This window comes from Conexibacter woesei Iso977N (assembly GCF_000424625.1).
Taxonomy (GTDB): Bacteria; Actinomycetota; Thermoleophilia; order Solirubrobacterales; family Solirubrobacteraceae; genus Baekduia; species Baekduia woesei_A.
Genome location: NZ_AUKG01000001.1, coordinates 1,293,326 through 1,318,068, shown reverse-complemented (window position 1 = coordinate 1,318,068; position 24,743 = coordinate 1,293,326). Strand labels below are relative to the sequence as shown.

Below are 24,743 nucleotides of genomic sequence, written 5' to 3'. Positions count from 1 at the left end.
GCCCGGCCGGCGTGTCGCGGGGCTCTACTAGCCCTTGACGGCGGTCTTGAACGCCGACGCGGCGCTGAACTTCGGCGCCTTGGACGCGGCGATCTGCATGGTCTCGCCGGTCTGCGGGTTGCGACCGGTGCGAGCGGACCGCTCGGCGACCGAGAACTTCCCGAAGCCACCGACCGACACCTCGTCGCCGGCGGCGACGCGAGCGGCGACGACTTCGAACGTGGCGTCGACGATCGCCTTGGCCTCGGCGACCGAGACATCGGCCTGCTCGGCGACGAGGCCGGCGAGGTCGGACTTGTTGATGCTGGGCATTCTGCTCCTTCTCTGTTTCGGCGCCAGACGACGCAGCGGCTTATGGTGCACGATGCACCGGTCGTTCCGCCCTCTGGAGCCTAGGGATCGGCCCGGAAACGCGAAATCCCCGCATGCGCGGGGATCTCGTAAGCCCTCCATCGGACTCGAACCGATGACCCCTTCCTTACCATGGAAGTGCTCTACCAACTGAGCTAGGAGGGCGGGGAGCCGGAAGTGTAGCTAGCGCGCGCAAACGAAGACGGGCGGGCGTGCAGAGCAGGAAGACACGCCCGCCCGAACTCGTTGCGATGCGGCCATGTCCAGAGCAGGGATGACATGGTCGCTGTGTGGGACGAAAAGTTCCGACGCACCAGAGGGGACCTGGTGAAGGGGATGCCGGTTCAGGGGGCTTCGTCCGTTGTAGCCATAGGATCGGCGCCCCGGAAACGGCTCCTCATCCCCCGATGGAGGGAACTTCCCTGAGAGAGCCCTCAAGCCCGGCTATTCGACCAGGCCGCGGCGCATGCCCTCGGCCACGGCGGCGGCGCGATCGCTCACGCCGAGCTTCTCGTAGACGTTCTTGAGGTGCGTCTTGACCGTCTCGGGCGACAGGTGCAGCTCGCGCCCGATCGACGGCGCGCTCTGTCCGCCCGCGGTCAGCCGCAGGACCTCCAGCTCGCGCGGCGACAGCAGCGGGCGCTCCCAGACCGGCTCGGCGACGTCGACCTGCAGCCGGTCTCCGCGCGCGGCGGCCGCGACCGCGTCGCAGATCGCGTCGCGGTTGACCTCCTTGGACAGGTAGGCCATCGCGCCGGCGGCGAGCGCCTCGCGCGCCTCGGGCGGCAGCACGGTCGCGCTGAGCAGCACGACCTTCACCGGCAGGTCGTCGCGCTGGATCGCGCGCAGGACCGTGTGCCCGTCGAGCCCCGGCATCTTGACGTCGAGCAGCGCGACGTCGGGCCGCAGCACGCGGATCTCCTCCAGCGCGGTGCGCCCGTCCTGCGCCTCGCCGACGACCTCGAACTCCGGTCGCCGCCGCAGCGCCAGCACAACGCCATCCCGGAAAACGGGATGGTCGTCTGCCACGTACACCCTCACCCTTGTGCCGTTGCTCATTGGCGTCCCTGCCGCCTCCCAGCGGCACCGGCGATTCTACGGGTCGGCGTCAACCCGAGGCGTCCACCTGACCCCTCAGACAGTTGAAGCGGGCGCCTCGGCGCGCTCCGTGGCCGTCACCGTGGTGACAGGCAGGCCCAATCCGCCGATCTTCGACGGCAGGTCGAGCCTCAGCCAGCGCGACACGCGCGCGGGCAGCGTCGACACGATGATCTCGTCGAACCCGCGCAGGTTGACGGCGTCGGCGACCGCGTTGAGCGGCTCCGGGTCGCCGACGATCCCCTCGACGGGCGCGCCGGCGGCGTCCTGCAGCAGCGGCAGGGCGAGCTCCAGGACCGACTCGGCCTCGCCGGCGTCCTGGTCCTCGGCGTCGATCACGCGATGCAGGCCGTGGGCCTGGTTGGGCACCAGCAGCGTGAACGCGCACGGCCCACGGGCCGCGCGCTCCCGGACGGCGTCGAGCAACGCCGGGGTGGCCGCCGTGCGGTGGGCGACCACGAGGACGCGCGTGGGCGTGGAGGACTCCATGGGCAGGAACTCCTTTACGACGTCGCGGGATGTGACTCAGCGACGCCCATGCTCCCACCGCGACGACCCGCGCGCCACCCCAGGCGGCGCGCGGGGACAAGCGAGAGGCCTAGGAGCCCTTCTCGACCTTCTTGAGGTCGATCACGAAGACCAGCGGCGCGTTGGCCGGGATCGTGGGAGGCGAGCCCTGGGCGCCGTAGGCGAGGTCGGCCGGGATGACCAGCGTGCGCCGGCCGCCGACCTTCATGCCCGGGACGCCCTGGTCCCAGCCCTGGATGACCTGGCCGCCGCCGATCGTGAACTGGAAGGGCGTGCGGCCCTTCTTCCAGCTCGTGTCGAACTCCTTGCCGTTGGCGAACAGCTGGCCGACGTACTGGACCGTGACCTTGTCGCCGGTCCTGGCGACGGCGCCGGTGCCGGTGACGACCTCGGAGCCCTGCAGCTCGGTCGGCGCCTTGCCGACGGCCTTGGGCACGACGGGCTTCTTGGTCATGTCGGTGCTGACGCCGACGACGTTCTTCTGAACGGGCAGCGGCTCGCCGGCCGCGCGGACCTTGACGGTCGACTTGGTCGACGCGAGGTCGGCCGGAAGCGTCGTCGCGGGGTCGCCGTCGATCTTCGATCCGGCGCCGCGGAAGCCGTTGTCGTCGCTGCTGCCGCAACCGGCGGCGAGCCCGGCCGCCAGCGACAGAACGCTCAGGGACAGTGCGATGTTGCGGGTTCTGGTCATGAGGAAGGCGGCATGCTAACTGCATTTTCTTAAGGGAACGTGCACCACGTGTAGCCTCCCCGGCATGGACCGTCCGGAGGGCGCGATCGACGAGCCGCCGCCCACGCCCGGTCCCCGCCACTTCGATCAGGACGGCGACGCCACGCGCCGGACCTGGCTGGCGTCGGAGCGGACCGTCCTCGCGTGGCTGCGCACCGGCCTGACCGCGACCGCCGTCGCGCTCGGCGTCGGCAAGCTGCTGCCGGACCTGCGCGGCGAGCACGGCACGCGCTGGCCGTTCGTCGCGCTCGGCGCGGGCTACGCGGTCCTCGGGATCCTGATCGTCGTCTACGGCCTCTACCGCGGGCGCGAGGTCGATCGCGCGATCCGCGAGGGCCGCTGGCTCGGGCTCGACGAGCGGGCGATGTGGGTCGTCGGCGGGCTCACGATCGCGCTCGGCCTGATGGCCGCGGTCGTGATCGTCGCCGACAGCTGAGCGCGCGCTAGGGCAGCGGCGGGGCCGGCACGTTGGTGAAGACGCGCGGCTGCACCGGCCACTGCTCGTAGGCGTTCCTGAGCCCGGTCCCGGCCTCGTGCTCGACCGACACGCCGTGCTTCGCCGCCGCCTCGTCGGGCGGGTACCGCGTCAGACGTCCCCTGGTCCGTGCGCCGACCATCAGCAGCGCGCAGGGCTCCTCGCCCTCCGCGCCGACCGTGATGTGCGCGACGCCCGGCGGGCAGTGGAAGTAGTCCCAGCGCTTCAGCCGGCGCTCCTCGCCCTCGACGAGCAGGAGGCACGCGCCGGAGAGGACCAGGAACCCCTCCTGGTCGCTCTCCCAGTGGTAGAAGCCCGAGGACTCGCCTGGCGGCAGGACGTGCACGCCGATCCCGAACTGGCCGAACGGCGCCTCGTCCGTCTCCAGCAGCGACCAGGTGCCGCCGCGCTCGGTCGTCTGCCAGGCCACGTCGGCGAGGTTCATGACGAACCACCCCTCCGACGCGGCCTGGAGCCCGTGCTCGGTCTCGACGATCTCGGCCTCGGGCTTCATGACGCCGAGACTACTTGTAGAACAACCGCCGGGTGATGCGGATGTTCGTGTAGTACACGGTCGTCGCCGGCGAGATCCCGGACCCCGCGTAGTGGACGCGCAGGCGGTAGGTACCGGTGCGGCGCTCGGTGAAGCGCTTGGAGAACGTCGACTTCGAGGAGATCGACGTCTTGCCCAGCGACTTGTAGGTGCCGTACTTGTTGTGCTTGCCCTTGCGCGCGAGCGCGAGCGAGACCCTGCCGCGGATGTTCTTGTCGTTGATGGTCCCGCGCAGCAGGTAGCTGGGGCCGCGCGAGTCCGGCCAGGAGATCCCGAGCAGGTCGAACGGCACCATCGCGACGACGTTGACCGGCGTCGACCACGGCGAGCCGTAGTCGCCGTTGTGCGCGCGGTAGACCACCGTGTAGGTGCCGGGGACCGTGAAGGTGAGGTCGATCGTCCCGGTCGTCGTGTTCACGTAGCCGGACTGCGGCGAGCCGCCCAGCGAGCCGTCCGGGTTGACCGGCGAGCCGAGGCCGTACTGGACGTCGTAGCCCGAGGCGCCCGGGTTGGACTGCACGGGCAGCGACAGCGTGTTGGTGTGGTACGAGTTGGGCGCGCGCATCAGGAACGGGCCGGGCGGCGCCGTGATCGCGACCGAGGAGGCGATCGTGAAGGTGTAGGTCTCGGTCGACGTCGGCCTCGCGCAGTTCGCGTCGGTCCTGTAGCTGGCGTAGTTGGTGATCGTGACCGTGTAGGCGCCGTTGCCGCGGAACGTGAGGTAGCGGGTGGCGTTGCCGTTCAGGCGGCAGGTCGCGTCGTCGGCGACCGCCGTGCCGTCCGGGCCGGCGACGTGCGCGCTGAACTGCCCGTTGGTGTCGGCGAACGCGATCCCGACGGTCGGGTTCATGTTGCGGATGGTCACCGGGCCGGCGTTGAGGCCGACCTGGGTGGTGCCGTCGTCGCCCGTGACGGTGACGGTGGCGGCCGCCGAGGCGGCGGAGGCGACTCCGAGCGCGGCGAGGACGGAGGTGGCGGCCACGGCGAGGCTGCGGCGGCGGAGACTGCGGTACGGCAAGGAACGCTCCCTGTTCTGGACCTGACGGCGTGATGCTCAGGTTCATGTTCCCAAGGAGGCCCCGTCCGAATCCGGACGTGTGCCTAGAAGTTCCTACGCGGGGAGCGAGACCAGCAGCACGCCCGCGCCGGTCTGGTCCAGCGCCGTGAGCGCGCGGTCGTCGGCGTCGACGACCTTGGCGAAGTCCACCAGCTCGTGCGCGTGCGAGATCGCGTTGTCGATCGCGAGCAGGCCCGGGCGGCGCAGGACGCGCGTCAGGTCCGGCCAGTAGGCCGGGTACTCCGGCCGCTCGGCGTCGAGGAAGACCAGGTCCACCGTGGTGTCGCGCGTGTCGCGCAGGACCGTGGCGGCGTCGCCGACATGCAGGTCCACGAACTCCGCCAGCTGCGCGCGCGCGAGGTTCGTCGCCGCCTGCGCCGTGCGCTCCGGATTCATCTCGACCGACGTGACCCGCCCGCCGTTGCGCGCCGCCGCCTCGGCCAGCCAGATCGTCGAGTAGCCGTTCGACGTCCCCAGCTCGAGCACCGACCGCGCCCCCAGCGTCCGGACCAGCAGGTTCAGCAGCTTCCCGGTCTCCGGCTCCAGGTTGCGCAACCGCAGCAACCGATCCTCCAACGCCGCATCATGCTCCCGCCCATGGCGGTGCAGCTCATCCAACAGCGCGAGGATCCGGCCGTCCATGGCCGGGACTCTAGTGGCGGGAGAAGGATTCGAACCTTCGAAGGCGTAGCCACCTGATTTACAGTCAGGCCCCTTTGACCGCTCGGGTATCCCGCCAGAGCAGCGGAGGGGATCTTATCTGAGTTGGGGCGCAACCTTCGGGTCGCCGTTACGGTCTTAGGGACGATGGCTGCCATCGACGCACTTCCCCCTGCTCTGCCGCCCAGCATGCTCGCCGCGCTGGACGAGCGGACGCTGGTCGAGCTGATCGCTGCGGGCAGCGATGACGCGTTCGCTGCGATGCACGACCGCTATCGCGCGCGGCTGGTCCGGTACGCGCGGGGCTACGTCCCGACGAGCGCGGATGCCGACGACGTCGTCCAGGACGCCCTGATGCGCGCGATGCGCGCGCTGCGCAACGGCTCCCGCCCGGACGCGCTGGGCCCGTGGCTGCACCGGATCGCGCGCAACTGCGCGCTGGACCTGCACCAGTCGCGCAAGCGCCACCCGGTCGTCGAGCTGGCCGATCACGCCCACCCGCCCGCGGAAGACGCGCAGTCGGCCGTCGAGCGGTCGCTGGGGATGCGCACGATCGTCGCCGACGTCGGCCGCCTGCCGGACTCGCAGCGCTCCGCGCTCGTCCTGCGCGAGCTGGAGGGCCGCAGCTACGTCGACATCGCCCAGGAGCTCGACACGACGGTCCCGGCCGTGAAGTCGCTGCTGGTCCGCGCCCGCCAGGGGCTGAAGCGCGCGCGGGACGACCGGCGCGTCGCGGCGTGGATGCCGCTGCCGCTCGTCGCGCGTATCGGCGAGCGCCTCACGTCGCTCTGGGAGCCGGTCGCGGCATCGGCCACGCCGAAGGTCGCGTGCGCCGCGGTCGTCGCCGTCGGCTCGCTGCCGGTCGTCGCGGGCAAGACGCCCGTGCCGATCAACCACCATCACAGGGCGCCCACCACGACGCAGGCCGCGGCGCCCGCGGCCGCGGCGCCGGCCGCCAAGGTCGCGAACGCGACGAACGCCGCCGCGCAGACGCCGGCCAGGACGACCAACCACGCCGTCGCGTCGTTCACCAAGCTGCCCGCCGGCCTCAAGGCCGACTGCGCCGACGGCCACATCGACCACTCCTACGGCGCCGGCGTCATCACCCGCGCGCTGGGCATCGCCGGCAACGGCGGCGGCGAGTACGGCTCGTGCCAGGCCGCGCTCGCGCAAGCGGCGTTGCAGCATCCATAAGAACGCGGCAAGAAGCTCCCCAAACCACGCCAGAACGACGAAAGGCGGGCCAATGGCCCGCCTTTCGCCTGAAGTGAGAGGCCGCGCTCCCCAGCGCGGCCTCTCGGGAAAGTGAGGGGTGCGCTCCCCAGCACACCCCTCTGACCCCTCTCCTCCTCCGGGAAATTTCTCCCCGGACTACGAGGCGTCCCTAAGGCGCTGGGCCTCGGGGAGCGACTCGAGCTTTTTCAAGGTGTGGTTCTCGATCTGCCGAATTCGCTCTCGGGTGACGTTGAAGGCGCGTCCCACTTCCTCAAGGGTACGCGGTCGACCACCGGTAAGTCCAAATCGCATTTCGATCACCTCGCGCTCACGCTGCGGAAGTGCCGCGAGAGCACGGTGAACGTTCTCCTTGCGGAGGTTCTCCGCAGCGAGCTCGAAGGGCGATTCGGCGGTCTGATCCTCGACGAAGTCGCCCAGCTCGGACTCCTCCTCGTCGCCGATCGGCTTCTCCAGCGAGATCGGCTGCTGGCTCATCCGCAGGATGTCCCGCACCTCACGCGCGGTGCAGTCGAGCTCCAGCGCGATCTCCTCCGGCGAGGGCTCGCGGCCGAGCGACTGGACGAGCTGACGCTCGACGTGCACGACCTTGTTGAGCTTCTCGACCATGTGCACCGGGATGCGGATCGTGCGGCCCTTGTCGGCGATCGCACGCGTCACGGCCTGCCGGATCCACCACGTGGCGTACGTGGAGAACTTGTAGCCGCGGCGGTAGTCGAACTTCTCGACGGCGCGGATGAGGCCCAGCGAGCCCTCCTGGATCAGATCCAGGAACGTCAGCCCGCGACCGAGGTAGCCCTTGGCGATCGAGACGACCAACCGCAGGTTGGCCTCGACCATCGCCTGCTTGGCCGCCATGTCGCCGCGCTCGATGCGCTTGGCGAGGGAGACCTCCTGCTCGGCGGTCAGCAGCGCGACGCGGCCGATCGAGCGCAGGTACAGCCGCAGCGAGTCCAGCGAAGGCTCGACCGTGAGGTCGATCTCCGGCTTCTTGCGCTGCTCGGCGGCGCTGGCGCCGGCGGCGGACTGGCGCGCTTCGGCGGCAGCCTCGGCGCGACCGCTCTCGGAGCTGACGGGCTTGCCGTCGGCGCCGACGATCGCGATGCCCTCCTGGTCGAGATGCTGGTGCAGCTCGGTGAGCTGCTCCTTGGTGATCTCCACCTCTTCGAGCGTGGTGGTGATCTGCTCGATGGTGAGGAAACCCCGCTCTTGCCCTTCCTGGATGAGCGTGCGGAGCTCGTCGAGCTCTGCGATGGGTGCCTCGTCAGCGAGTAGAACGTCGGTCTTGGTGCTCAACCCGATCCTTGTGGACGTCGTTCCCGGACCCAGACACCCCCGTGCCCCAGGTCCCTCTCTCTTCCCTGTACTGCAACTTGGAACGCACCCCGAGGTGCAACGTGCGGGCTGTGCCGCAGGAGGCTGAGCTTGGTCCTCTTGCGCCATCTGGCGGAGGAGCTCGTAGCCGACGCCTGGATTGTTAGCACAGGTTAGGACGAGCAGGGAACCCCAGAAAGTAGTGGCGATAGGCTAGATCGGGTCATGGAGCCGACCACGGTCCTCGTCAACTCCCCGGACGTCCAGGCTCAGCAGCCCACCGTCCACCTGTCGCTGTCCCGTGTGGGGGTGACCGGCGTCGAGAAGGTCATCCGCATCAAGCGCGACGGCCAGGAGGAGCTCTACTGGGCCAAGCTCGAGTGCTTCGTCGACCTCGGGCCCAAGCAGAAGGGCGCCCACATGTCGCGCTTCGAGGAGACCGTGAACGACGCGATCACCGAGGTGATCCTTGGATCCTCCGCATTCCGGGCCGAGCAGCTGGCGACCCGGATCGCCGAGCAGGTGCGCGAGCGCCAGGACGCGAAGCGCGCCGAGGTGACGATCGCCGCGCGCTACCCGGAGCACAAGCCGGCGCCGGTCTCCGGCATCCAGACGCAGGAGCTGTACACCATGTTCGGGACCGCCGTGGCGACCGAGCAGGGCACGCGCCGGCTGATCGGCGTCGCCGCGCAGGGCATGACCGCCTGCCCGTGCGCCCAGCAGCTGGTTGCCGGAGCGGCACGGGAACGTCTGACCGCAGACGGCTTCGACGACGGCCAGATCGAGCGGATCTTCGAGCACGTCCCGGTCGCGACGCACAACCAGCGCGGCCTCGGGACGCTGCACATCGGCTGCCCGGAGGACTGCACCGAGGACATCGACGCGGCCACGCTGCTGGCGATCGTCGAGAACTCGATGAGCTCCGAGATCTACGAGATGATGAAGCGCTCCGACGAGGGCGCCGTCGTCGAGAAGGCCCACCGCCGCCCGCGGTTCGTCGAGGACTGCGTGCGCGAGATGGTCAAGGGCGTCCTGGACGACCTGCCCCAGCTGCAGGACGGCGGCTACGTCTCCGCGCGCCAGGAGAACCTGGAGACCATCCACCAGCACAACGTCGTCGCCGAGCGCTTCGGGCTCGTGAGCGAGCTGCGTCACGAAGTGGCTTCCGGCGACATCGCCGACCGCCACGTGTCGATGCGCGACTGGCTCGACGGCGTCGTCGGTTCCTAGGCACCGCTTCAGGAACACGCTCGCCTCCTGACGCGGGGGCTCAACCGAACCGCCCAGATGCCGAGATCTCGGGTGATGAGGGCTGCTTTGCCGCCGCGACCCGCGACCGTGCCACCGATCCTGCCGATCCTCGGCCTGGCGATCGCGTACGCGCTGGCGGTCCGGCTGGCGTGGGCGCTGCCCGTCCGGTCCGGCCTCGTCGCGGTCTGGCCGGCGGCCGGGATCGCGCTCGGCGTGCTGCTGCGCTGGGGCCGGAACCTGTGGCCCGGCGTCCTGATCGGCGCGTTCGCGGCCAAGCTCACGACCAGCGGCCTGGTCGCCGCGGTCGGCGGCGGGATCGCGCCGACCGTCGAGGTCCTGATCTGCGTCACGCTGCTGGACCGCTACATCACGCCGATGATGACCCGGCCCGCGGTCGCGCGCTTCGCCGGGATCGGCGTGCTGTTCGCCGGCGCCTTCGCGTCGGGCGTGATCGGCCAGAGCACGCTGTCGCTGGCCGGCGAGCACCACGGCGCCTTCGCCGAGTCGATCCTGCGCTGGACCCTCGGCGACGTCGCCGGGATGCTGCTGATCGCGCCGCTGATCAGCGCACGCGACCTCATGCAGTGGCCGCGCCTGCGCCCGCTGCGCGTGCTGGAGGACGCGACGGTCGTCGGCCTGCTGCTCGCCGTCGCGCTGGCGGCCTTCACCCGCCCCCACGGCCAGATCTGGCTGCTGATCCCGTTCGGCGTGTGGCTCGTGCTGCGCGCGACCAAGGGCTCGGTCGCGCTCGCCTCGGCCGGGCTGACGATCATCGCGGTCTACGAGACGTCCGCCGGCCGCGGCCCGCTGGCCGTCGGCGGCGACCACGACCTGCTCGTCGCGCAGGCCTTCTCGGTCCTGATGGCGGTCTGCCTCTACCTGCTCGCCGCGCTGACCGCCGACCGCCGCCAGATGCTCGACGAGCACCAGCGGATGTCGGAGGAGGCGGCGGCGCTGCACCGCGTCGCGTCGACCGTCGCGCGCGGCGCAGGGCTGACCGAGGTCGCCGAGTTGGCCGGCGCCGAGGTCGCGACGCTGCTCGGGATGGACGTCGGCGTCGTCGTCGCCTTCGACGGTCGGTCCGAGATCGTGCGCGCGATCGGCCAGGGGACCGCGCCCGGCGTGCTCCCGCCGCCGCTGCCGCCCTACGTGCCGGTCGCACCCGGCTCGGCGGTCGACCGGATCCGGAGGACCGGTCGCGCAGAGCGCTTCGACGAGCGCGCCGTCGCCGTGCCGTCGATGCCGCCCTACCGCCAGCGGATCGCCGCGCCGATCACCGTCGAGGCGCGCCTGTGGGGCGCGATGATCGTCTGCACGCCTCGGACCGACGACCTCTCCGCCGACATCGAGGGCCGCCTGCAGCGCTTCGCCGAGCTGATCGGCATGGCGATCGCCAACGCCGACGCGCAGGCGCGCCTGGTCGCCCAGGCGACGACCGACCAGCTGACGGGGCTGGTCAACCACCGCGCGTTCCACGAGCGCCTGCGCGAGGAGGCCGCGGTCGCGCGCCGCCACGGCACGCCGCTGGCGCTGGCGGTCTTCGACATCGACCGCTTCAAGCAGATCAACGACACGCTCGGGCACGTCGGCGGCGACGCCGTCCTGGCCGAGACCGCGCGGCGCATGCAGAGCGCGGCGCGCGCCGGCGAGATCGTCGCGCGCATCGGCGGCGACGAGCTGGCGCTGCTGATGCCCGGCGTCGACGGCGACGACGCGCACGCCGCGGCCGAGCGGATCCGCCGTGCTGTCGCCGCGACGCCGTTCGCCGACGCGGGCGCGATGACGCTCAGCGCCGGCGTCTGCGACCTCGACCAGGCCAGCGCGCCCGAGGAGCTGCTGCGCCTGGCCGACGGCGCGCTGTACTGGGCCAAGGCCCACGGGCGCGACGCGTGCATCCGCTACTCGCCGCAGGTTGTGGAAGAGCTGTCAGCGGCCGAGCGCGCCGACCGCCTCGAGCACGCCCGCGCGCTGGCCGCCCTCGGCGCGCTGGCCCGCGCGATCGACGCCAAGGACCCCGCGACGATCCGGCACAGCGAGCGCGTCGCGGCGCTGGCCTGCGAGCTGGCCGCCGAGTCCGGCTGGTCGCCCGAGGACGTCGCGCGCCTGCACGACGCAGCCGTCGTCCACGACGTCGGCAAGATCGGCGTTCCCGACGCAGTGCTCAGCAAGCCTGAGCGCTTGACGGCCGAGGAGTACGAGGTCATCAAGCGCCACGCCGACCTCGGCGCCCAGATCGTCGCCGAGATGCTCGACGGCGAGCAGGTCGCGTGGGTCCGCGGCCACCACGAGCGCCACGACGGCCGCGGCTACCCCGACGGCCTGGCCGGCGACGGCATCGCCGAGGGCGCCCGCCTGATGGCCCTCGCCGACGCATGGGACGCGATGACCGGCGCCCGCGTCTACAGCGCGCCGATGAGGCTGGACGCGGCACTCGCCGAAGTCCGCGCCAACGAGGGAGCGCAGTTCCACCCCGACGCCGTGGCCGCGCTGGAGCGCGTCCACACGCGTGGCGCGCTCGGCGCGCTGACGGCCGACGCCGGCCCGGCGCCGGCTGCGGCCTGACCCGCCGGCGCCCCTGCCCCTCAGCGCGGCTGCGGGCTGACCCCGACGCGGGCGCGGGCGGTGCTGCGACGCGGCGCTCGCGGCGTTCAGCGCGGCTGCGGTCCGACTCCGGCGCGGCGGCGCTGCGACGCGACGCTCAGCCTCAGCGCGGCTACGGTCCGACTCCGGCGCGGCGGCGCTGCGACGCGGCGGTCGTGGCGTTCAGCGCGGCCGTGTCGGTGGGAGTGCGGGGCGTGGCTTGGAGGGCATCGATGGGAGAAGGCGTTGGCGGTCGCGCCGCCGCTGGCGGTGTGGCTCGTCGTCGTGGTGGGGCGGGCGGGTCTCCCTGGGCCTCGCGGAGGACTCCGGGCGACGTTCGGGCCCGAACCCAAGCGTCAACGGTGCATAGTGGTTCGTATGGGACCCAAATGCACCGTTGACCCGCTCAACGGCAGTTTGGTGTCCCATGTGAACCCCAGACTGCCGTTGACCGACCAGTTCGGCCCCGAACCCCGCCCCGGTCCCGGCGAGCAGCCCAGCCACACCACCAACAGTGGCGCCGCCTCCAGCGCTGCTCGCCATCGATGCCCTCCCAACCAACGCCCCGCACCACCACCCACACGGCCGCGCTGGACACCACCCACCGCCGCGCCGCACCACCACCAACGCTCCGAGCTAAGACCGCACCCGCGCCGCCGGCGGCGGCGAGACCGGTGGCGCCGGCGGCGCCTCCGCCTCGCCGGCAGCGCCGGCCGCCGCCGCGCGGCGGCGCTCGTCCGCCTCGCGCAGCATCCGCCGCAGCCCGAAGAAGTAGTCAACCCCGCTGATCACCGTGATCGCGACGGCGGCGTAGACGAGCAGGTCGACCCACAGCGGCGTCGGGTCGAAGGCGATCAGGAAGAAGATCGCCGCGACCTGCACGATCGTCTTGAGCTTGCCCCAGCCCGCGGCCGGGATGATCACGCCCTGCGCGGTGGCGGCCATGCGCGTCACGGTCACGGCCAGCTCGCGCGTGACGATGACCATCGCGATCCACGCCTGCAGCCGGTCCAGCGACACGAGCGCGAACAGCGCGGCGACGACCAGCAGCTTGTCGGCGATCGGGTCCATCAGCTTCCCGAACGACGTGATCGAGTTCCTCGACCGCGCGAGGTAGCCGTCGAGTGCGTCGGTCGCCGAGGCGGCGGCGAAGACGATCGCGGCCAGCAGGTCGTTACCGGTCTCCCCCAGCAGCGCGACGACCAGCACCGGGACCAGGAGGATCCGGACGACCGTCAGCACGTTGGGGAGGTTCAGCGGGAGCATCGGGACCTGTACCGCGCAGTATCGCCGTTCACAGCGGTTCTACGCCTCGGCCGCGACCGTGGCGCTCCTGGAGGACCCGACCGACGCGACGACGACCAGCCCGATCGCCACGATCTCGCGCGCGTCGAGCGACTGGCCGAGGATCAGGAACCCCGCCAGCGCGGCGACCGCGGGCTCGATCGACATCAGCACGCCGAACACGTGCGTGGGCAGCCGCCGCAGCGACTCGGTCTCCAGGCTGTAGGGGATCGCCGACGACATCAGCGCGACGCACGCGCCGAGCGCCAGCCACTTCGGCTCCAGCAGGTCGGTGCCGGCCTGCGCGATCCCCGGGCCGAGCGGGACGAGCGCCGCGACGACGCTGGCCAGCGCCACGCCCTCGCTGCCCGTGAAGACCGACGTCGCGCGCTGCGCGATCAGGATGTAGGCCGCCCAGCACGCGGCGGCGGTGAGGATCAGGATCAGCCCGACCGTGTCGAGCCCGGCGCCGAACGGGTTGCCCAGCAGGACGATCCCGATCGCGGCCAGCGCGGCCCACATGAGGTCCAGGCGCCGGCGCGAGCCGAACACCGCGACGCCCAGCGGCCCCGCGAACTCGATCGTCACCGCGACGCCGAGCGGGATCCGGTCCAGCGCCTCGTAGAACGTCAGGTTCATCGTGCCGAGCACGAGCCCGAACAGCAGGACCAGGCGCAGGTCCCGCGGCGCTCGCCCGCGCACGCGCGGGCGGAACAACGCCATCAAGATGATCGCCGCGAAGCCGAGCCGCAGCGCGCTGACGCCGGACGGCCCGAGGTCGTCGAACAGCGTCGCGGCGATCGCCGCGCCGAACTGGATCGAGGTGACGCCCGACAGCACGAGGGCGATCGGCGGAACCCGGTCCAGCCCGGGGAGCCCCTTCGCCGTCGCCGTCTGCTGCACGGCGACGACGATAGGGACTGCGCGCCCGAGCGCGCCCGGCCGCGCTCTAGCGCAGGTTGAACTGCGCGACGAGCGCCTCGAGGTCGCCCGCGGTGCGCGCGAGCTCGCCGGCCGAGGCCGCGATCTCCTGCGTCGAGGCCGACGTCTGCTCGGTCGAGGCCGAGACCTCCTCCGCGCTGGCCGACGCCTCCTCGGCGACCGCGGCCACCTCGGTGCGGTGTCAGCGTACGTGGACTTGAGGTCCGGTCGCCGACTCAGGCGGCCGCGACGACGCGGTTGCGGCCGCCGTCCTTGGCGCGGTAGAGCGCCGTGTCGGCGCGGGCGACGAGGGTGTCGCAGGACTCGTCGCCGTCCCACGTCGCGAGGCCGATCGAGCAGGTCTCGTCGTCGGGGACCGCGGCGCGCAGGTGCTCGACGACCTGCGCGGCGGCCGCCGTGTCGCAGCCAGGCAGCAGCACCGCGAACTCCTCGCCGCCGTAGCGGGCGAGCAGGTCGGTCGTGCGCAGGCGCTCGGTCCACGCGGCGGCCGCGCCGCGCAGGAGGCGGTCGCCGGCCGGGTGGCCGTAGGTGTCGTTGTAGGACTTGAAGCGGTCGAGGTCGAGGATCGCGACCGACAGCGGCTCGCCGTTGCGACGCGCGCGGGCCAGCTCGCGCGGCAGCTCGTCGTCCCACGTGCGGCGGTTGGCGAGGCCGGTGAGCTGGTCGGTGCGCGCCAGCGCGTCGAGCGACGCGACGAGGTCGGAGAGCGCGAGTGCTGTGCCCGCCTCACCGGCGAGCAGGCGCATCAGCTGGTCGAGGCCGCGGTGGTCGCGCGGGCGCACCGCGCAGGTCGCGATGACCAGGACGCCCGCGACCACGCCGTCGCGCAGGACCGGCTCGTAGTGCGCCGAGCGCAGCCCGGTCTGCTCGCGCAGCGCGCGCCAGTGCGACGACTCCGAGAGGTAGTCGCCGACGAAGCGCCCGCGACCGCTCAGGAAGACCTCGGCGACGACCGCCTTGTGCTCGTGCAGCTCGACGCGGCGGCCGACGTCGACCAGGCCGCCGGCCTCGGCGCTGATCGCCAGGTGGTCCGGCCCGTCGGGCTCGAAGAGCATCACGGAGTCGGCACGCGCGAGGTCGCGGATCGCGCCGACCAGCAGCGGGCGCGTCTGCTCGGGCTCGCCGGCGTGCGAGAGCGTGGCGCTCAGCTCGGCGACCGCGGCGAGGTTCGTCGCCTGCGTCGTGATGCGCTCCTCGGCATCGCGGCGCTGGACGAACTGCGCGACCGCGGCGGCGACGTCGTCGATCAGGTCCAGCGTCGCGCTGTCGTGGCTGCGGGCCTCCAGCGCGCCGAGCTCGAGCACGCCGAGCGTCTGGCCGCGTGCGACGATCGGGACCGCGGTCAGCGTGCGCAGCCCGCACGTGGCGGCGGCGCGGATGCGGCGCGGGTCCGGCGTGGCGTCGGGGTCGGTGGACTCGACGTGCTCGACCCAGGCGCGCGCGCCGGAGCGGCGGACGGCGTCGATCAGCGTGCCGGTGCCGAACTCCTCGGTCTGCTCGACGAGCTCCAGGAACGGGCCGACCGGCAGGCCCGGCGCGTGCCAGGTCCCGGCGCAGGTCAGCGACCCGTCGGCGGCGCCGGACAGCCAGATCGCGCCGGCGTTCCAGCCGAGCTGCTCGCCGGTCCCGCGCAGCGCGCCGACGAGGCCGTCCTGCAGCGAGCGGGCGAAGCCCAGCTCGGCGCCGGCGGCGTGCAGCGCGGCGAGGCGGCGCTCGACCTGCGCGCGATGGACGGTCGCGGCGGCCAGGCCGGCCAGCAGCTCCAGCGTCTGGACGTCGCGATCGGCGAAGCTGTGCGGGTCCTTGGCGTACACCTTGAGAACGCCGATCGCCTCGTCCTGATGGCGCAGCGCGACGCAGACCATCGAGCCGACGCCGACGCGCGCGCAGGCCTCCGCGTTGACGCGCGGGTCGGCGCTGCAGTCCAGGCAGAACGCGGACTCGCCGCTGCGCAGCACGCTGCCGGAGAGGCTGCCCTCGATCGCGATCCGCGTGCCGAGGTGCGCGGCGCCGGCCCCGGCGCCCGCGCGGTAGACCATGTCGTCGCCGTCGGGCAGCTCGACGACCGCGCCGTCGCCGCCGACGATCGCGGCGGCCTGGGCGGCGACGAGGTCGAGCGTCGCGACCAGCTCGCCGGAGCCGCCGGCGATCGCGGTCTGGGCCGAGACGACGCGGGCGATGCGCTCACTGTCCTCGCGTGCGATCCGCTCGAGCATCTTGCGCGGTGAGATGTCGCGCATGATCGCGGTGACGTGGAAGCCCTCGGCGCCGTCGACCCGGGCGAACGAGATCTCCAGGTCGAACTCGCGGCCGGCCTTGGTGATGCCGTGCAGCTCCAGCGGCACGCCGGCCAGGCGCAGCGGCGCGCCGTGGGCCGAGCGGCGCAGGCTGTCGCGGTGCGGGGTCCGGTAGCGCTCGGGCATCAGCAGCGTGACCGGGCGGCCCATGACCTCGGCGGCCGCCCAGCCGAACAGGCGCTCGGCGGCGGGGTTGAAGAGCGTGATCCAGCCGTTGGCGTCGGCCGAGACGATCGCGTCGTTGGCGGTGTCGGTGACCGAGCGCGCGATCGCCTCGCTGCTGCGCAGGCGCTCCTCGACCGCGCGGCGGCCGACCTCGGCGACGTTCAGGCGCGTCGCGAGGCGCAGGACGACCGCGCCGAGCGTGATCACCAGCGCGACCGCGTAGAGCCAGTCGCCGACGTGGTGCTCCACGAGGCCGGCGTCGGAGACCGCGGAGCGCAGCGCGTCGAGGCCGAGCGGGATCGCGAGCGCCATCGGCAGCAGGCGGCGCGCGAGGATCCCGCCGGGACCGGCGGAGACCAGCAGGCGCACGGTCCCGCGGCTGGGGCGCGCGAGCAGGAGCGAGCCGCCGGCGGCGACGAGCGCGAGCGCGGTGGCCAGCGCGACGCGCAGGCTCCCGGCGGTCCCGGTGAAGGAGCCGATGCCGGACACGTAGGCGGCGACGCCGACCAGGCCGATGACCAGCGGCGCGAGCGCGATCGCGTTGACGAGGCGGCCGTCGGCGCGGCGGCGACGGTCCAGCTCCAGCGCGAGGCCGAGCGCGAGCAGCGCGGCGAGTGCGGTCGGCGTGATGCGGTGCGGCAGCGGGACGACCGCGCAGACGACGGTGGTCAGCACGGCGAGCGTCGCGGCGGTCCGGGCGGCGCGGGTGATCGTGCGGTCGCGCGAGGGGCGCGCGTGGACGAACAGCGCGGCGCCGTAGAGCGTGAGCGCGAGCGCGGTGCCCGGGAGCATCGAGGGCGAGCCGGGCGTGAGGTGGCCGATCAGCGCGATCCCGGTCGCGCGCCCGAGGAGCGTGCAGACGCCGATCGCCGCGACGAGCGCGGCGAGGATCCGCGCGAGCGTGCGCGCGTGGGCGATGAGGGAGTCCTGGGAGCGTTGCGGCATGGCGGCGGAGGGGGCTCTGTCCGGAGGTCGGACGCGGCTGAGCCGGTTGGCGGTTCGCGGACGGGAGTCCGACCGGTGCGTGGTCAGTTCTGGGGTCCCGCGGTCGGGGGAGCGCGTCCGCCCGCGGATGTCCGGCCCTTGACTTCGAGCGCGCTCGAAGTCGTAGCGTGTTGGCCATGGCGGTTTCGATGACGATCTCGGAGGCCGCGGAGGCCTCCGGCCTGACCGCGCACACGTTGCGCTACTACGAGCGGGCGGGGCTGCTGGACCCGGTCGGCCGCGAGGCCGGCGGGCGGCGGCGCTACAGCGACCGCGACCTGTCGCGGATCGCGTTCCTGACGAAGCTGCGCGCGACCGGCATGCCGATCCGGGAGGTCCGGAAGTACGCCGAGCTGCTGCGCGAGGGCGACGGGAACGAGCGCGAGCGGCTGGCGCTGCTGGAGGCCCACCGCGACCAGGTGCGCGCCGCGCTGGCCGAGATGGAGAGGAACCTGGAGCTCATCGACTACAAGATCGACTTGTACAAGGAGAAGATCGGATGAACACGCGCAAGTTGGGGTCCTTGGAAGTGAGCGCCCTCGGGTTGGGGTGCATGGGGATGAGCGCGTTCTACACGGGCGGGCGCGACGACTCCGAGTCGATCGCCACCATCCACCGCGCGCTGGAGCTGGGCGTGACGCTGCTGGACACGGCCGACATGTACGGGCCGTACGTCAACGAGGAGCTGGTCGGGCGGGCTCTGGCGGGGCGGCGGGATTCCGTCGTGCTGGCGACGAAGTTCGGGATCCTGCTCGACCCCGACGATCCCGCCAAGCGCGGCGTGTGCGGGCGGCCGGACTACGTGAAGTCGTCGGTCGAGGGCTCGTTGCAGCGGTTGGGGGTCGACGTGATCGACCTGTACTACCAGCACCGCGTCGACCCGGACGTGCCGATCGAGGAGACGGTCGGGGCGATGGCCGAGCTGGTGGCCGAGGGCAAAGTGCGCGAGCTGGGGTTGAGCGAGGCGGGGCCCGAGACGATCCGCCGCGCAGCCGCGGTGCATCCGATCGCCGCCGTCCAGACCGAGTACTCGCTGTGGTCGCGCGACGTCGAGGACGAGGTCGTGGGCGTGCTGCGCGAGCTGGGCATCGCGCTGGTGGCGTACTCGCCGCTGGGGCGCGGGTTCCTGACCGGGGCCTACAGGTCGATCGACGACTTCGACGAGGACGACTACCGCCGCTCGTCGCCGCGGTTCGTCGGCGAGAACTTCCAGAAGAACCTGGACGTGGTGGCGAAGATCGAGCAGCTCGCCGCGGCCAAGGGCGTGACGGCGGCGCAGCTCGCGCTGGCGTGGGTGCTGGCCCAGGGCGACGACACCGTGGCGATCCCGGGGACCAAGAACCGGACGCGGTTGGAGGAGAACGTGGCGGCGGCCGACGTGACGCTGTCGGAGGCCGAGCTGGCCGAGATCTCCGCGACGCTGCCCGACGTGGCCGGCGACCGCTACCCACCCAACATGATGGCGACGCTCTCGAAGTAGAGAATGGGAGCGTGATCGAGCGCTTCTCCGAGCTGCCGGGCCTGATCGCCCGGCAGCTCGACTCCCACGACCACGTCATCGTGGTCCTCCTCGACGCGTTCGGCTGGACCTTCGTCCAACGCCACGCGCAGCACCCGCTGTTGCGCCGCATCGCCCGCGACGGGTCGCTGGCCCCTCTGCGCTCGCAGTTCCCCTCGACGACGACCGCGCACGTGACGACGATGCACACGGGGCTGCCGGTCGAGGACCACGGGTTGTACGAGTGGCGCATCTACGAGCCGGCCCTCGACGCGATCACGATCCCGCTGCTGGTTCCGCCCGACGCCCCCTACGCGCGCGGCCTGCTGCCCGACGGCCCGACCTTCTACCAGCGCCTGGCCATCCGCCACGGGGCGACGTCGACCGTGTTCTCCCCCGACCGCTTCTCCCCCTCCGGCTTCGACGCGGTCGCGCTGCGCGGAGCGCAGTTGGTCCCCTACTCCAACCTCGCCTCCCTCCCCCTCACACCCGCGTCAGAGAAGTCCTACACCTACATCTACTACGACCTCATCGACACAACCGGCCACCTCCACGGCCCCTCATCTCCCGAGTTCGACGACATCGCGCTCCGGGCCCTCGACGCCATCTACACCCTCTTCTTCGGGCCGGAGCGCGAGCACTTCCCGAACACCTTGTTGTTGCTCACCGCGGATCACGGCCAAATCGACGTATCCCCGGACCGCGTGACCTACCTCGACCTCCCCGGCATCCAACCCGCCGGCTCCTCCCGCGACCTCTTCCTCGACGTGCCCATCGAGGAACTCGACGCGCTCAACACGCGCCTGGGCGAAGACGCAACCGCCGTGCCCAGCCACACCCTCTTCGGCCCGTCAATCGGCCCTCGCCTCGCAGCCCGCCTTCCCCCGGTCTGCGTGCTCCCATCCCCCGGCCACCAGGTCTGGCTCACCGGCCACGAAGACGTCGAGCAGAAGTTCCTAGGCCACCACGGCGGCCTCACGCCCGAGGAATCAACCACCTTCCTCGGCACCCTCCAGCTCGACTAGCCTCGCCCCCATGGCCGCGCCCGCGCTGCCGACCACGTTCACCCGCGCCGGCCTGACCGCCGCCGGCTTCGAAGGCTGGCGCACCTGGCCCGAGCTCCGCGGCGCGTCCCTGGTCGACGTCCCGCGCACACCGGCGACCTACGTCGTGGTCCGCGACACCTCCGCGCCACCCCGCTTCACGACGACGAGCACCGGCGGCTGGTTCCAGGGCCGCGACCCAACCGTCAGCGTCGACGTCCTCGCCGCGAAGTGGGTCGACGGCGCGACGACCGTCTACATCGGCAAAGCCGACATCGCCCGCCGCCGCCTCAACCAGTACGCCCGCTTCGGCGCAGGCCAGACCGTCGGCCACCGCGGCGGCCGCTTCATCTGGCAGCTCTCCGACGCCGACACCCTCCTCATCGCCTGGCACCCGATCACCTGGGACGAGCCCGCGGCGGAGTACGAACACCGGCTCCTCCAGCACTTCAAAGCCCTCCACGGCCACCTGCCCTTCGCGAACCTCCGCAGTAGCGGCACAGCCTGGCGCCTGCGGAGACCGCCAAACAGTCGGCGTGTTGTGCCCGACCACGCATCGGTCCGGCAACGCCCCGCAGCAGCGGGAGTGCGGCCGCGGACGCGACCGACCGCAGAACCGCCGCGTTGGTGACCGCGTGTACCGAGGAGAGCGGAGACCGCCAAACGGCGACAGCGCCGCACCCGACCACGCATCGGTACCGGAAACGCCCGCAGCGGCGGGCGTGTGGCCGTGGACGCGACCGGCGGCGGGGCCAGGGCGTTGGTGATCGCGTGTGCCGAGGCCGCGAAAGAAGCGGCTGGTGCAGCGCATCCGTGCGCTGCACAGCCGGGTTTCCGCCCACCTCAGAGGAAAACGGGGCGGAAGGTAGCCGCCCTCGCCGGCGCTCTCCGCCGAGTCACCCCTGGACGAGGACTCGACGGAGACCGCCCGCGAGGACGGGCAAGCTCAGAAGTTCAGTGGGCCTTCATCGGGCGACGGCCACCGGGAAGGGACGGAAGCCGGGGTGGCGGCCGCTGTCCACGACCAGCATGTCCACGCGGCACGACGCCCGCCAGCGCAGCTCGCGCGCCAAGGACGTCCAGCCCGCGGGCACGACGATCAGCTCCGCGTCGTGCTCGCTCGCCACCGCGCACAGCGCGGCAACCAGCCCGCAGCGGCGCACGTGGCCGTTCACGGTGAGACCCGCAGCCGAAAGCGCGCCCTGGACATCCGCCAGCACCGCGTCCACCTCGGCCCGCCGCCCCAGCGTCCGCGCCAGCTCCTGCGCACGCGCTCCGGGCGGCTCCCAGGCCGCGACGACGTGCACGGTCCCGCGCCGGGCCTCCGCCACCGCACCCGCATACCAGGCCGCCGCTTCAGCAGCGGGCGAGCCGTCGGCGGGGACGACGATGTTCGTGGTCATGGTGGCGGTCTCCAGCACGGTCAATCAGCTCCTTGCACGACCAGGGCGTTCACTCACACGGAACGGCGTTCCCTCCCCCGTTCAGCCACCACGCGACCCACTGAACGGCTCATCCGGGAACGAAACCGCTCAAAGGTTGTGCGCAGCCCCGCGGTCGGTTACGGTCGCCCACCGTCATGGAAGCAACGTCAAGGGAACGGAAACGCGTCGCGATCCTGGGCGGAGGTGCCGGCTCCCTGGCCGCCGCGTTCGAGCTCACGGCCACCCCCGAGCTGCGCCAGGCCTACGACCTGACCGTCTACCAGCTCGGCTGGCGCTGCGGCGGCAAGGGCGCGTCCGGCCGCCGCGACATCAACGGCGCGCTCCGGATCGAGGAGCACGGCCTGCACGTCTGGTTCGGCTTCTACGAGAACGCCTTCGACGTCATGCGCCGCATCTACGAGGAGCTCGACCGCCCCGAGGGCGCCGCGCTGCGCACCTGGCAGGACGCGTTCCACCCGACCAACGAGGTCGTCCTCTGCGACGACACCGAGGACGACCGCTGGATCCCGCGCAGGTTCCACTTCCCGCCCAACGACGCGCTCCCCGGCCTGCCCGGCGACCCGCCGTCCCTCCACGACCTCATGCGCGACGCGATCCACACGCTGCGCCTGATCGAGCCCCCGGACCACGCCAAGCTCCACCTCAGGGCCCTCGACAAGTTCTTCGACGCCTTCCTGCTCGCCGCCGAGAAGCTCATGGGCGAAGAGAAGGACGACGGCGAGTCCGAGATGACCAGGCTCTTCGAGGGCTTCATGAGGTTCGCGCGGCCCCTGCTGCACCTGAGGGACGACGACGACGATCCGGAATCCCCCGACGAGCCCCTCATCTGCAAGTTCCTCAAGGGCCTCACCGACGTCATCTGGGCGATCACCGGCGGCGACCGCTACGCGATGACCTTCGACGTCACCGCCACCGTCTTCCGCGGGATCCTCTCCGACGACCTCGACGACCGCGCCAAGGGCGGCTTCGCCCAGGTCAACGGCGAGGAGTTCATGGCCTGGATGAAGCGCCACGGCGCCCGCCAGGAGACGCTCGACCAGTCCCCGATCCTGCGCGCCTTCTACCAGCTCTGCTTCGGCTACAAGGACGGCGACCGCGCCCAGCCCTGCATCGCCGCCGGCAAGGCCCTGCAGGCGATGCTCCGCATGTGCCTCGGCTACAAGGGCGCGATCATGTGGAAGATGCAGGCCGGCATGGGCGACGCGATCTTCGCGCCCATGTACGAGGCGCTCCGCGCGCGCGGCGTCCGCTTCGAGTTCTTCCACGACGTCACGAACATCGGGACCAACGAGGCCGGCACGCTGGTCGACGAGATCACCGTCCGCCGCCAGGCGAAGACCAAGAACGGCGCCGAGTACCTCCCGCTGATCCCCGACGTCGGCGGCCTCATGTCCTGGCCCGCCGAGCCGCTCTTCGACCAGCTCGAAGGCGGCGCCGAGGCCTACAGGGACGTCTTCTTCGAGCGCTGCCAGTCCGGCCCGGACGCCGAGGACATCACGCTCCGCGTCGGCGAGGACTTCGACCTCGTCGTCATGGGCATGTCGGTCGCGTCGCTGCCGGACATCACGAAGGAGATCGCCGCGACCGACCCGAAGTTCCAGGCGATGCTCGACCACGCCGAGACCGTCGCCACCCTGGCGCTGCAGGTGTGGATGACCGACACGCCCGAGAGGCTCGGCCCGACCAACCCCAAGGGCATGATCTCCGGCGCCTACGTCAAGCCGCTGGACACGTTGTGCGACATGTCGCACCTGCTCGACCGCGAGGGCTGGGCCGCCGCCGGCCTGCCGGTCACGTCGATCGGCTACTTCTGCGGCACGATGGCCAAGGAGGAGGAGTCCGGCGACCAGGAGGAGGCCGACCGCCGCGCCTTCGCCGCCGGCGTCACCCACCTCAAGGACCACTCCTCGATCCTCTGGCCCGGCTCGATCACCGACGACGCCTTCGCCTGGGCGCTGCTCTACGACCACCAGGACGCCGACGGCGACGGCCGCGTCGCCTCGCAGTACTGGCGCGCGAACATCTTCGGCTCCGAGCGTTACGTGCTCACGCCGCCCGGCTCGATCGAGCACCGCATGCGCCCGTCGGAGGCCAAGGCCACCAACTTGGCGCTGGCCGGCGACTGGACGCGCAACGGTGTCTGCGGCGGCTCGGTCGAGGCCGCCGTCACGTCCGGCAAGCTCGCGGCGCAGCACCTCTCCGGCCACCCCGCGGTGATCCCGGGCACCGAGGGCTGGCTCGAATCCGACTGACCCCGACGCACCGACCAAGGACCCCAACATGACCGACCTCCCCGACTACGTCGAGTTCGGCGGCCTCGGCTCCGCGCCCGGCCCGCTGCAGTGCAACGACACCGAGTTGTACGTCTTCGGCCTGCAGGCCGACCACGCCAAGCTCGACGCGCTCTGCCGGCGCGTGTTCGACACGCCGACCGGCGGCGCGGTCGACTACCGCCCGCTCGGCGACAACGTCATCGTCACGTTCGGCGTCGTCGGCTCGATCGTCCCGGAGTACGAGCCGTGGCACACGATGGGCTCGGTCAAGGAGCCGCAGGTCGGCTTCTGGATCCCGGTCGCGCGCGTCAAGCACGAGGGCGACAGGCTCGTCGCCCAGGACTTCGGGATGTTCTGCGCGGCGATGATGTTGGACAACCCGATCTCGCTGCTGTCGGGCCGCGAGGACTACGGCTACCCCAAGACCATGGGCTGGTCGGAGATGCCCGACGACCCGGCGCACAGCACTGACCCGTTCACGCTCGACGTGTTCGGCATGGACTTCGCGCCCGACCAGCACCCGGAGCGCCGGCGCCTGATGGACCTCACGCCGACCGGCGACCCGTCCGAGACCGAGCTGGCCCTGGACGACATCAGGGCCGTCGCCAGGTGGTTCAAGGCCATGTTGTTCGACAGGCCGGGCGTCGATCTCGGCCTGCACTTCGCGCTCGAGTTCGGCAAGGCGCTGAGGGACAGCGCGGTCAACCAGGTCTTCCTGAAGCAGATCCGCGCGACCGCCGACGGGCGCAGGGCCGACATCCAGCAGGTCGTCGTCGCGCCCGCGATCACCAAGAACATCAAGATCTCCCAGCTCGACCACGACTACGAGCTGAAGATCCAGCACCTGGACTCCCACCCGCTCCAGGACGAGCTGGGCATCGTGCCCGAGCAGAGGGTCACGCTCGCGATGAAGATGACCTTCGACATGCTCATCACCGCGGGCAGCGTCCGCTGGGCCGCGCCCGGGACGACCAACGGCTGA

Annotated in this window: 23 protein-coding genes and 2 tRNA genes; 10 read left to right on the top strand and 15 right to left on the bottom strand. The window is 71.9% G+C overall.

All coding sequences use genetic code 11. From position 1 onward, the window contains the following. Positions 1-27 precede the first annotated feature (27 nt). The 5 genes from H030_RS38280 to H030_RS39555 form a co-directional block, all read right to left on the bottom strand. Entirely contained in the window at positions 28-312 is a 285-nt protein-coding gene (locus tag H030_RS38280; RefSeq protein ID WP_196809021.1) for an HU family DNA-binding protein, read from the bottom strand. 131 nt (positions 313-443) lie between these two features. Continuing rightward, a tRNA-Thr gene (locus H030_RS0106385) sits at positions 444-516 on the bottom strand. Between the two features lie 279 nt (positions 517-795). After that, a complete protein-coding gene (locus H030_RS0106380) occupies positions 796-1,410 on the bottom strand; it encodes a response regulator transcription factor (RefSeq protein ID WP_035125928.1) in 615 nt (204 codons plus the stop codon). 75 nt (positions 1,411-1,485) lie between these two features. Continuing rightward, positions 1,486-1,938, bottom strand: coding sequence for a hypothetical protein (locus H030_RS29795; protein ID WP_051221863.1), 453 nt, complete (start codon positions 1,936-1,938; stop codon positions 1,486-1,488). A gap of 109 nt (positions 1,939-2,047) precedes the next feature. Continuing rightward, positions 2,048-2,668 carry an FKBP-type peptidyl-prolyl cis-trans isomerase gene (locus H030_RS39555; RefSeq protein ID WP_196809020.1) on the bottom strand — a complete coding sequence of 207 codons (621 nt, stop codon included), beginning with the start codon at positions 2,666-2,668 and terminating at the stop codon, positions 2,048-2,050. Positions 2,669-2,732: 64 nt separating this feature from the next. Between H030_RS39555 and H030_RS29790 the strand changes: the two genes are divergently transcribed. Further along, on the top strand, positions 2,733-3,143 hold the full coding sequence (locus tag H030_RS29790; protein WP_035125926.1) for a YidH family protein: 411 nt from the start codon (positions 2,733-2,735) through the stop codon (positions 3,141-3,143). Between the two features lie 7 nt (positions 3,144-3,150). On the opposite strand, the gene H030_RS0106360 is transcribed toward H030_RS29790, so the two are convergent. The 4 genes from H030_RS0106360 to H030_RS0106345 form a co-directional block, all read right to left on the bottom strand. Next, the gene (locus tag H030_RS0106360; protein WP_027005506.1) at positions 3,151-3,696 is read right to left on the bottom strand and encodes a cupin domain-containing protein; all 546 of its coding nucleotides are present in this window, start codon (positions 3,694-3,696) and stop codon (positions 3,151-3,153) included. Positions 3,697-3,706: 10 nt separating this feature from the next. Further along, positions 3,707-4,717, bottom strand: coding sequence for a hypothetical protein (locus H030_RS0106355; protein ID WP_027005505.1), 1,011 nt, complete (start codon positions 4,715-4,717; stop codon positions 3,707-3,709). Between the two features lie 129 nt (positions 4,718-4,846). Then, a complete protein-coding gene (locus H030_RS0106350; RefSeq protein ID WP_027005504.1) occupies positions 4,847-5,434 on the bottom strand; it encodes an O-methyltransferase in 588 nt (195 codons plus the stop codon). A gap of 14 nt (positions 5,435-5,448) precedes the next feature. Beyond that, a tRNA-Tyr gene (locus H030_RS0106345) sits at positions 5,449-5,530 on the bottom strand. 69 nt (positions 5,531-5,599) lie between these two features. Here H030_RS0106345 and H030_RS36475 point away from each other — a divergent pair. Then, positions 5,600-6,646: an RNA polymerase sigma factor gene (locus H030_RS36475; protein ID WP_081690559.1), complete on the top strand. Its 1,047-nt coding sequence runs from the start codon at positions 5,600-5,602 to the stop codon at positions 6,644-6,646. 177 nt (positions 6,647-6,823) lie between these two features. Here the strand turns inward: H030_RS36475 and H030_RS0106335 are convergent, their stop codons facing one another. Further along, the gene (locus H030_RS0106335) at positions 6,824-8,128 is read right to left on the bottom strand and encodes a sigma-70 family RNA polymerase sigma factor (RefSeq protein WP_231398375.1); all 1,305 of its coding nucleotides are present in this window, start codon (positions 8,126-8,128) and stop codon (positions 6,824-6,826) included. Between the two features lie 96 nt (positions 8,129-8,224). On the opposite strand from H030_RS0106335, the gene mptA reads away from it, so the two are divergent. Further along, complete coding sequence (mptA, locus tag H030_RS29780; RefSeq protein WP_035125924.1) at positions 8,225-9,229, top strand: GTP cyclohydrolase MptA; 1,005 nt, start codon at positions 8,225-8,227, stop codon at positions 9,227-9,229. A gap of 108 nt (positions 9,230-9,337) precedes the next feature. Then, positions 9,338-11,812 carry a diguanylate cyclase gene (locus tag H030_RS0106325; protein ID WP_035125923.1) on the top strand — a complete coding sequence of 825 codons (2,475 nt, stop codon included), beginning with the start codon at positions 9,338-9,340 and terminating at the stop codon, positions 11,810-11,812. A 654-nt stretch (positions 11,813-12,466) separates the two neighbouring features. Here the strand turns inward: H030_RS0106325 and pgsA are convergent. The 4 genes from pgsA to H030_RS36470 are packed head-to-tail and all read right to left on the bottom strand — an operon-like array spanning position 12,467 to position 17,463. Further along, positions 12,467-13,096, bottom strand: a complete 630-nt coding sequence (gene pgsA, locus H030_RS29775) for a CDP-diacylglycerol--glycerol-3-phosphate 3-phosphatidyltransferase (protein WP_196809019.1) — start codon at positions 13,094-13,096, stop codon at positions 12,467-12,469. A 39-nt stretch (positions 13,097-13,135) separates the two neighbouring features. After that, positions 13,136-14,017 carry an EamA family transporter gene (locus H030_RS29770; protein WP_196809018.1) on the bottom strand — a complete coding sequence of 294 codons (882 nt, stop codon included), beginning with the start codon at positions 14,015-14,017 and terminating at the stop codon, positions 13,136-13,138. A 46-nt stretch (positions 14,018-14,063) separates the two neighbouring features. Continuing rightward, positions 14,064-14,225 (bottom strand): hypothetical protein, encoded by a 162-nt coding sequence (locus tag H030_RS38905; RefSeq protein WP_155891871.1) that lies wholly within the window; start codon positions 14,223-14,225, stop codon positions 14,064-14,066. A 46-nt stretch (positions 14,226-14,271) separates the two neighbouring features. Further along, positions 14,272-17,463, bottom strand: a complete 3,192-nt coding sequence (locus H030_RS36470; RefSeq protein WP_051221859.1) for a diguanylate cyclase — start codon at positions 17,461-17,463, stop codon at positions 14,272-14,274. Between the two features lie 176 nt (positions 17,464-17,639). Here H030_RS36470 and H030_RS29760 point away from each other — a divergent pair, with 176 nt between their 5' ends. The 4 genes from H030_RS29760 to H030_RS29755 are packed head-to-tail and all read left to right on the top strand — an operon-like array spanning position 17,640 to position 20,674. Next, positions 17,640-18,005 carry a MerR family transcriptional regulator gene (locus tag H030_RS29760; RefSeq protein WP_035125920.1) on the top strand — a complete coding sequence of 122 codons (366 nt, stop codon included), beginning with the start codon at positions 17,640-17,642 and terminating at the stop codon, positions 18,003-18,005. Beyond that, complete coding sequence (locus H030_RS0106295; protein WP_027005501.1) at positions 18,002-18,982, top strand: aldo/keto reductase; 981 nt, start codon at positions 18,002-18,004, stop codon at positions 18,980-18,982. The genes H030_RS29760 and H030_RS0106295 overlap by 4 nt, the downstream gene beginning before the upstream one ends. Positions 18,983-18,993: 11 nt before the next feature. Beyond that, a complete protein-coding gene (locus tag H030_RS0106290) occupies positions 18,994-20,025 on the top strand; it encodes an alkaline phosphatase family protein (RefSeq protein WP_027005500.1) in 1,032 nt (343 codons plus the stop codon). A gap of 10 nt (positions 20,026-20,035) precedes the next feature. After that, a complete protein-coding gene (locus H030_RS29755) occupies positions 20,036-20,674 on the top strand; it encodes a hypothetical protein (protein ID WP_051221857.1) in 639 nt (212 codons plus the stop codon). 334 nt (positions 20,675-21,008) lie between these two features. On the opposite strand, the gene H030_RS0106280 is transcribed toward H030_RS29755, so the two are convergent. Then, positions 21,009-21,446, bottom strand: a complete 438-nt coding sequence (locus tag H030_RS0106280; RefSeq protein ID WP_155891870.1) for a universal stress protein — start codon at positions 21,444-21,446, stop codon at positions 21,009-21,011. Positions 21,447-21,622: 176 nt separating this feature from the next. Between H030_RS0106280 and H030_RS0106275 the strand changes: the two genes are divergently transcribed. After that, positions 21,623-23,740, top strand: coding sequence for an NAD(P)-binding protein (locus H030_RS0106275; protein WP_027005498.1), 2,118 nt, complete (start codon positions 21,623-21,625; stop codon positions 23,738-23,740). A gap of 28 nt (positions 23,741-23,768) precedes the next feature. Continuing rightward, positions 23,769-24,743 carry a hypothetical protein gene (locus H030_RS0106270; protein ID WP_027005497.1) on the top strand — a complete coding sequence of 325 codons (975 nt, stop codon included), beginning with the start codon at positions 23,769-23,771 and terminating at the stop codon, positions 24,741-24,743.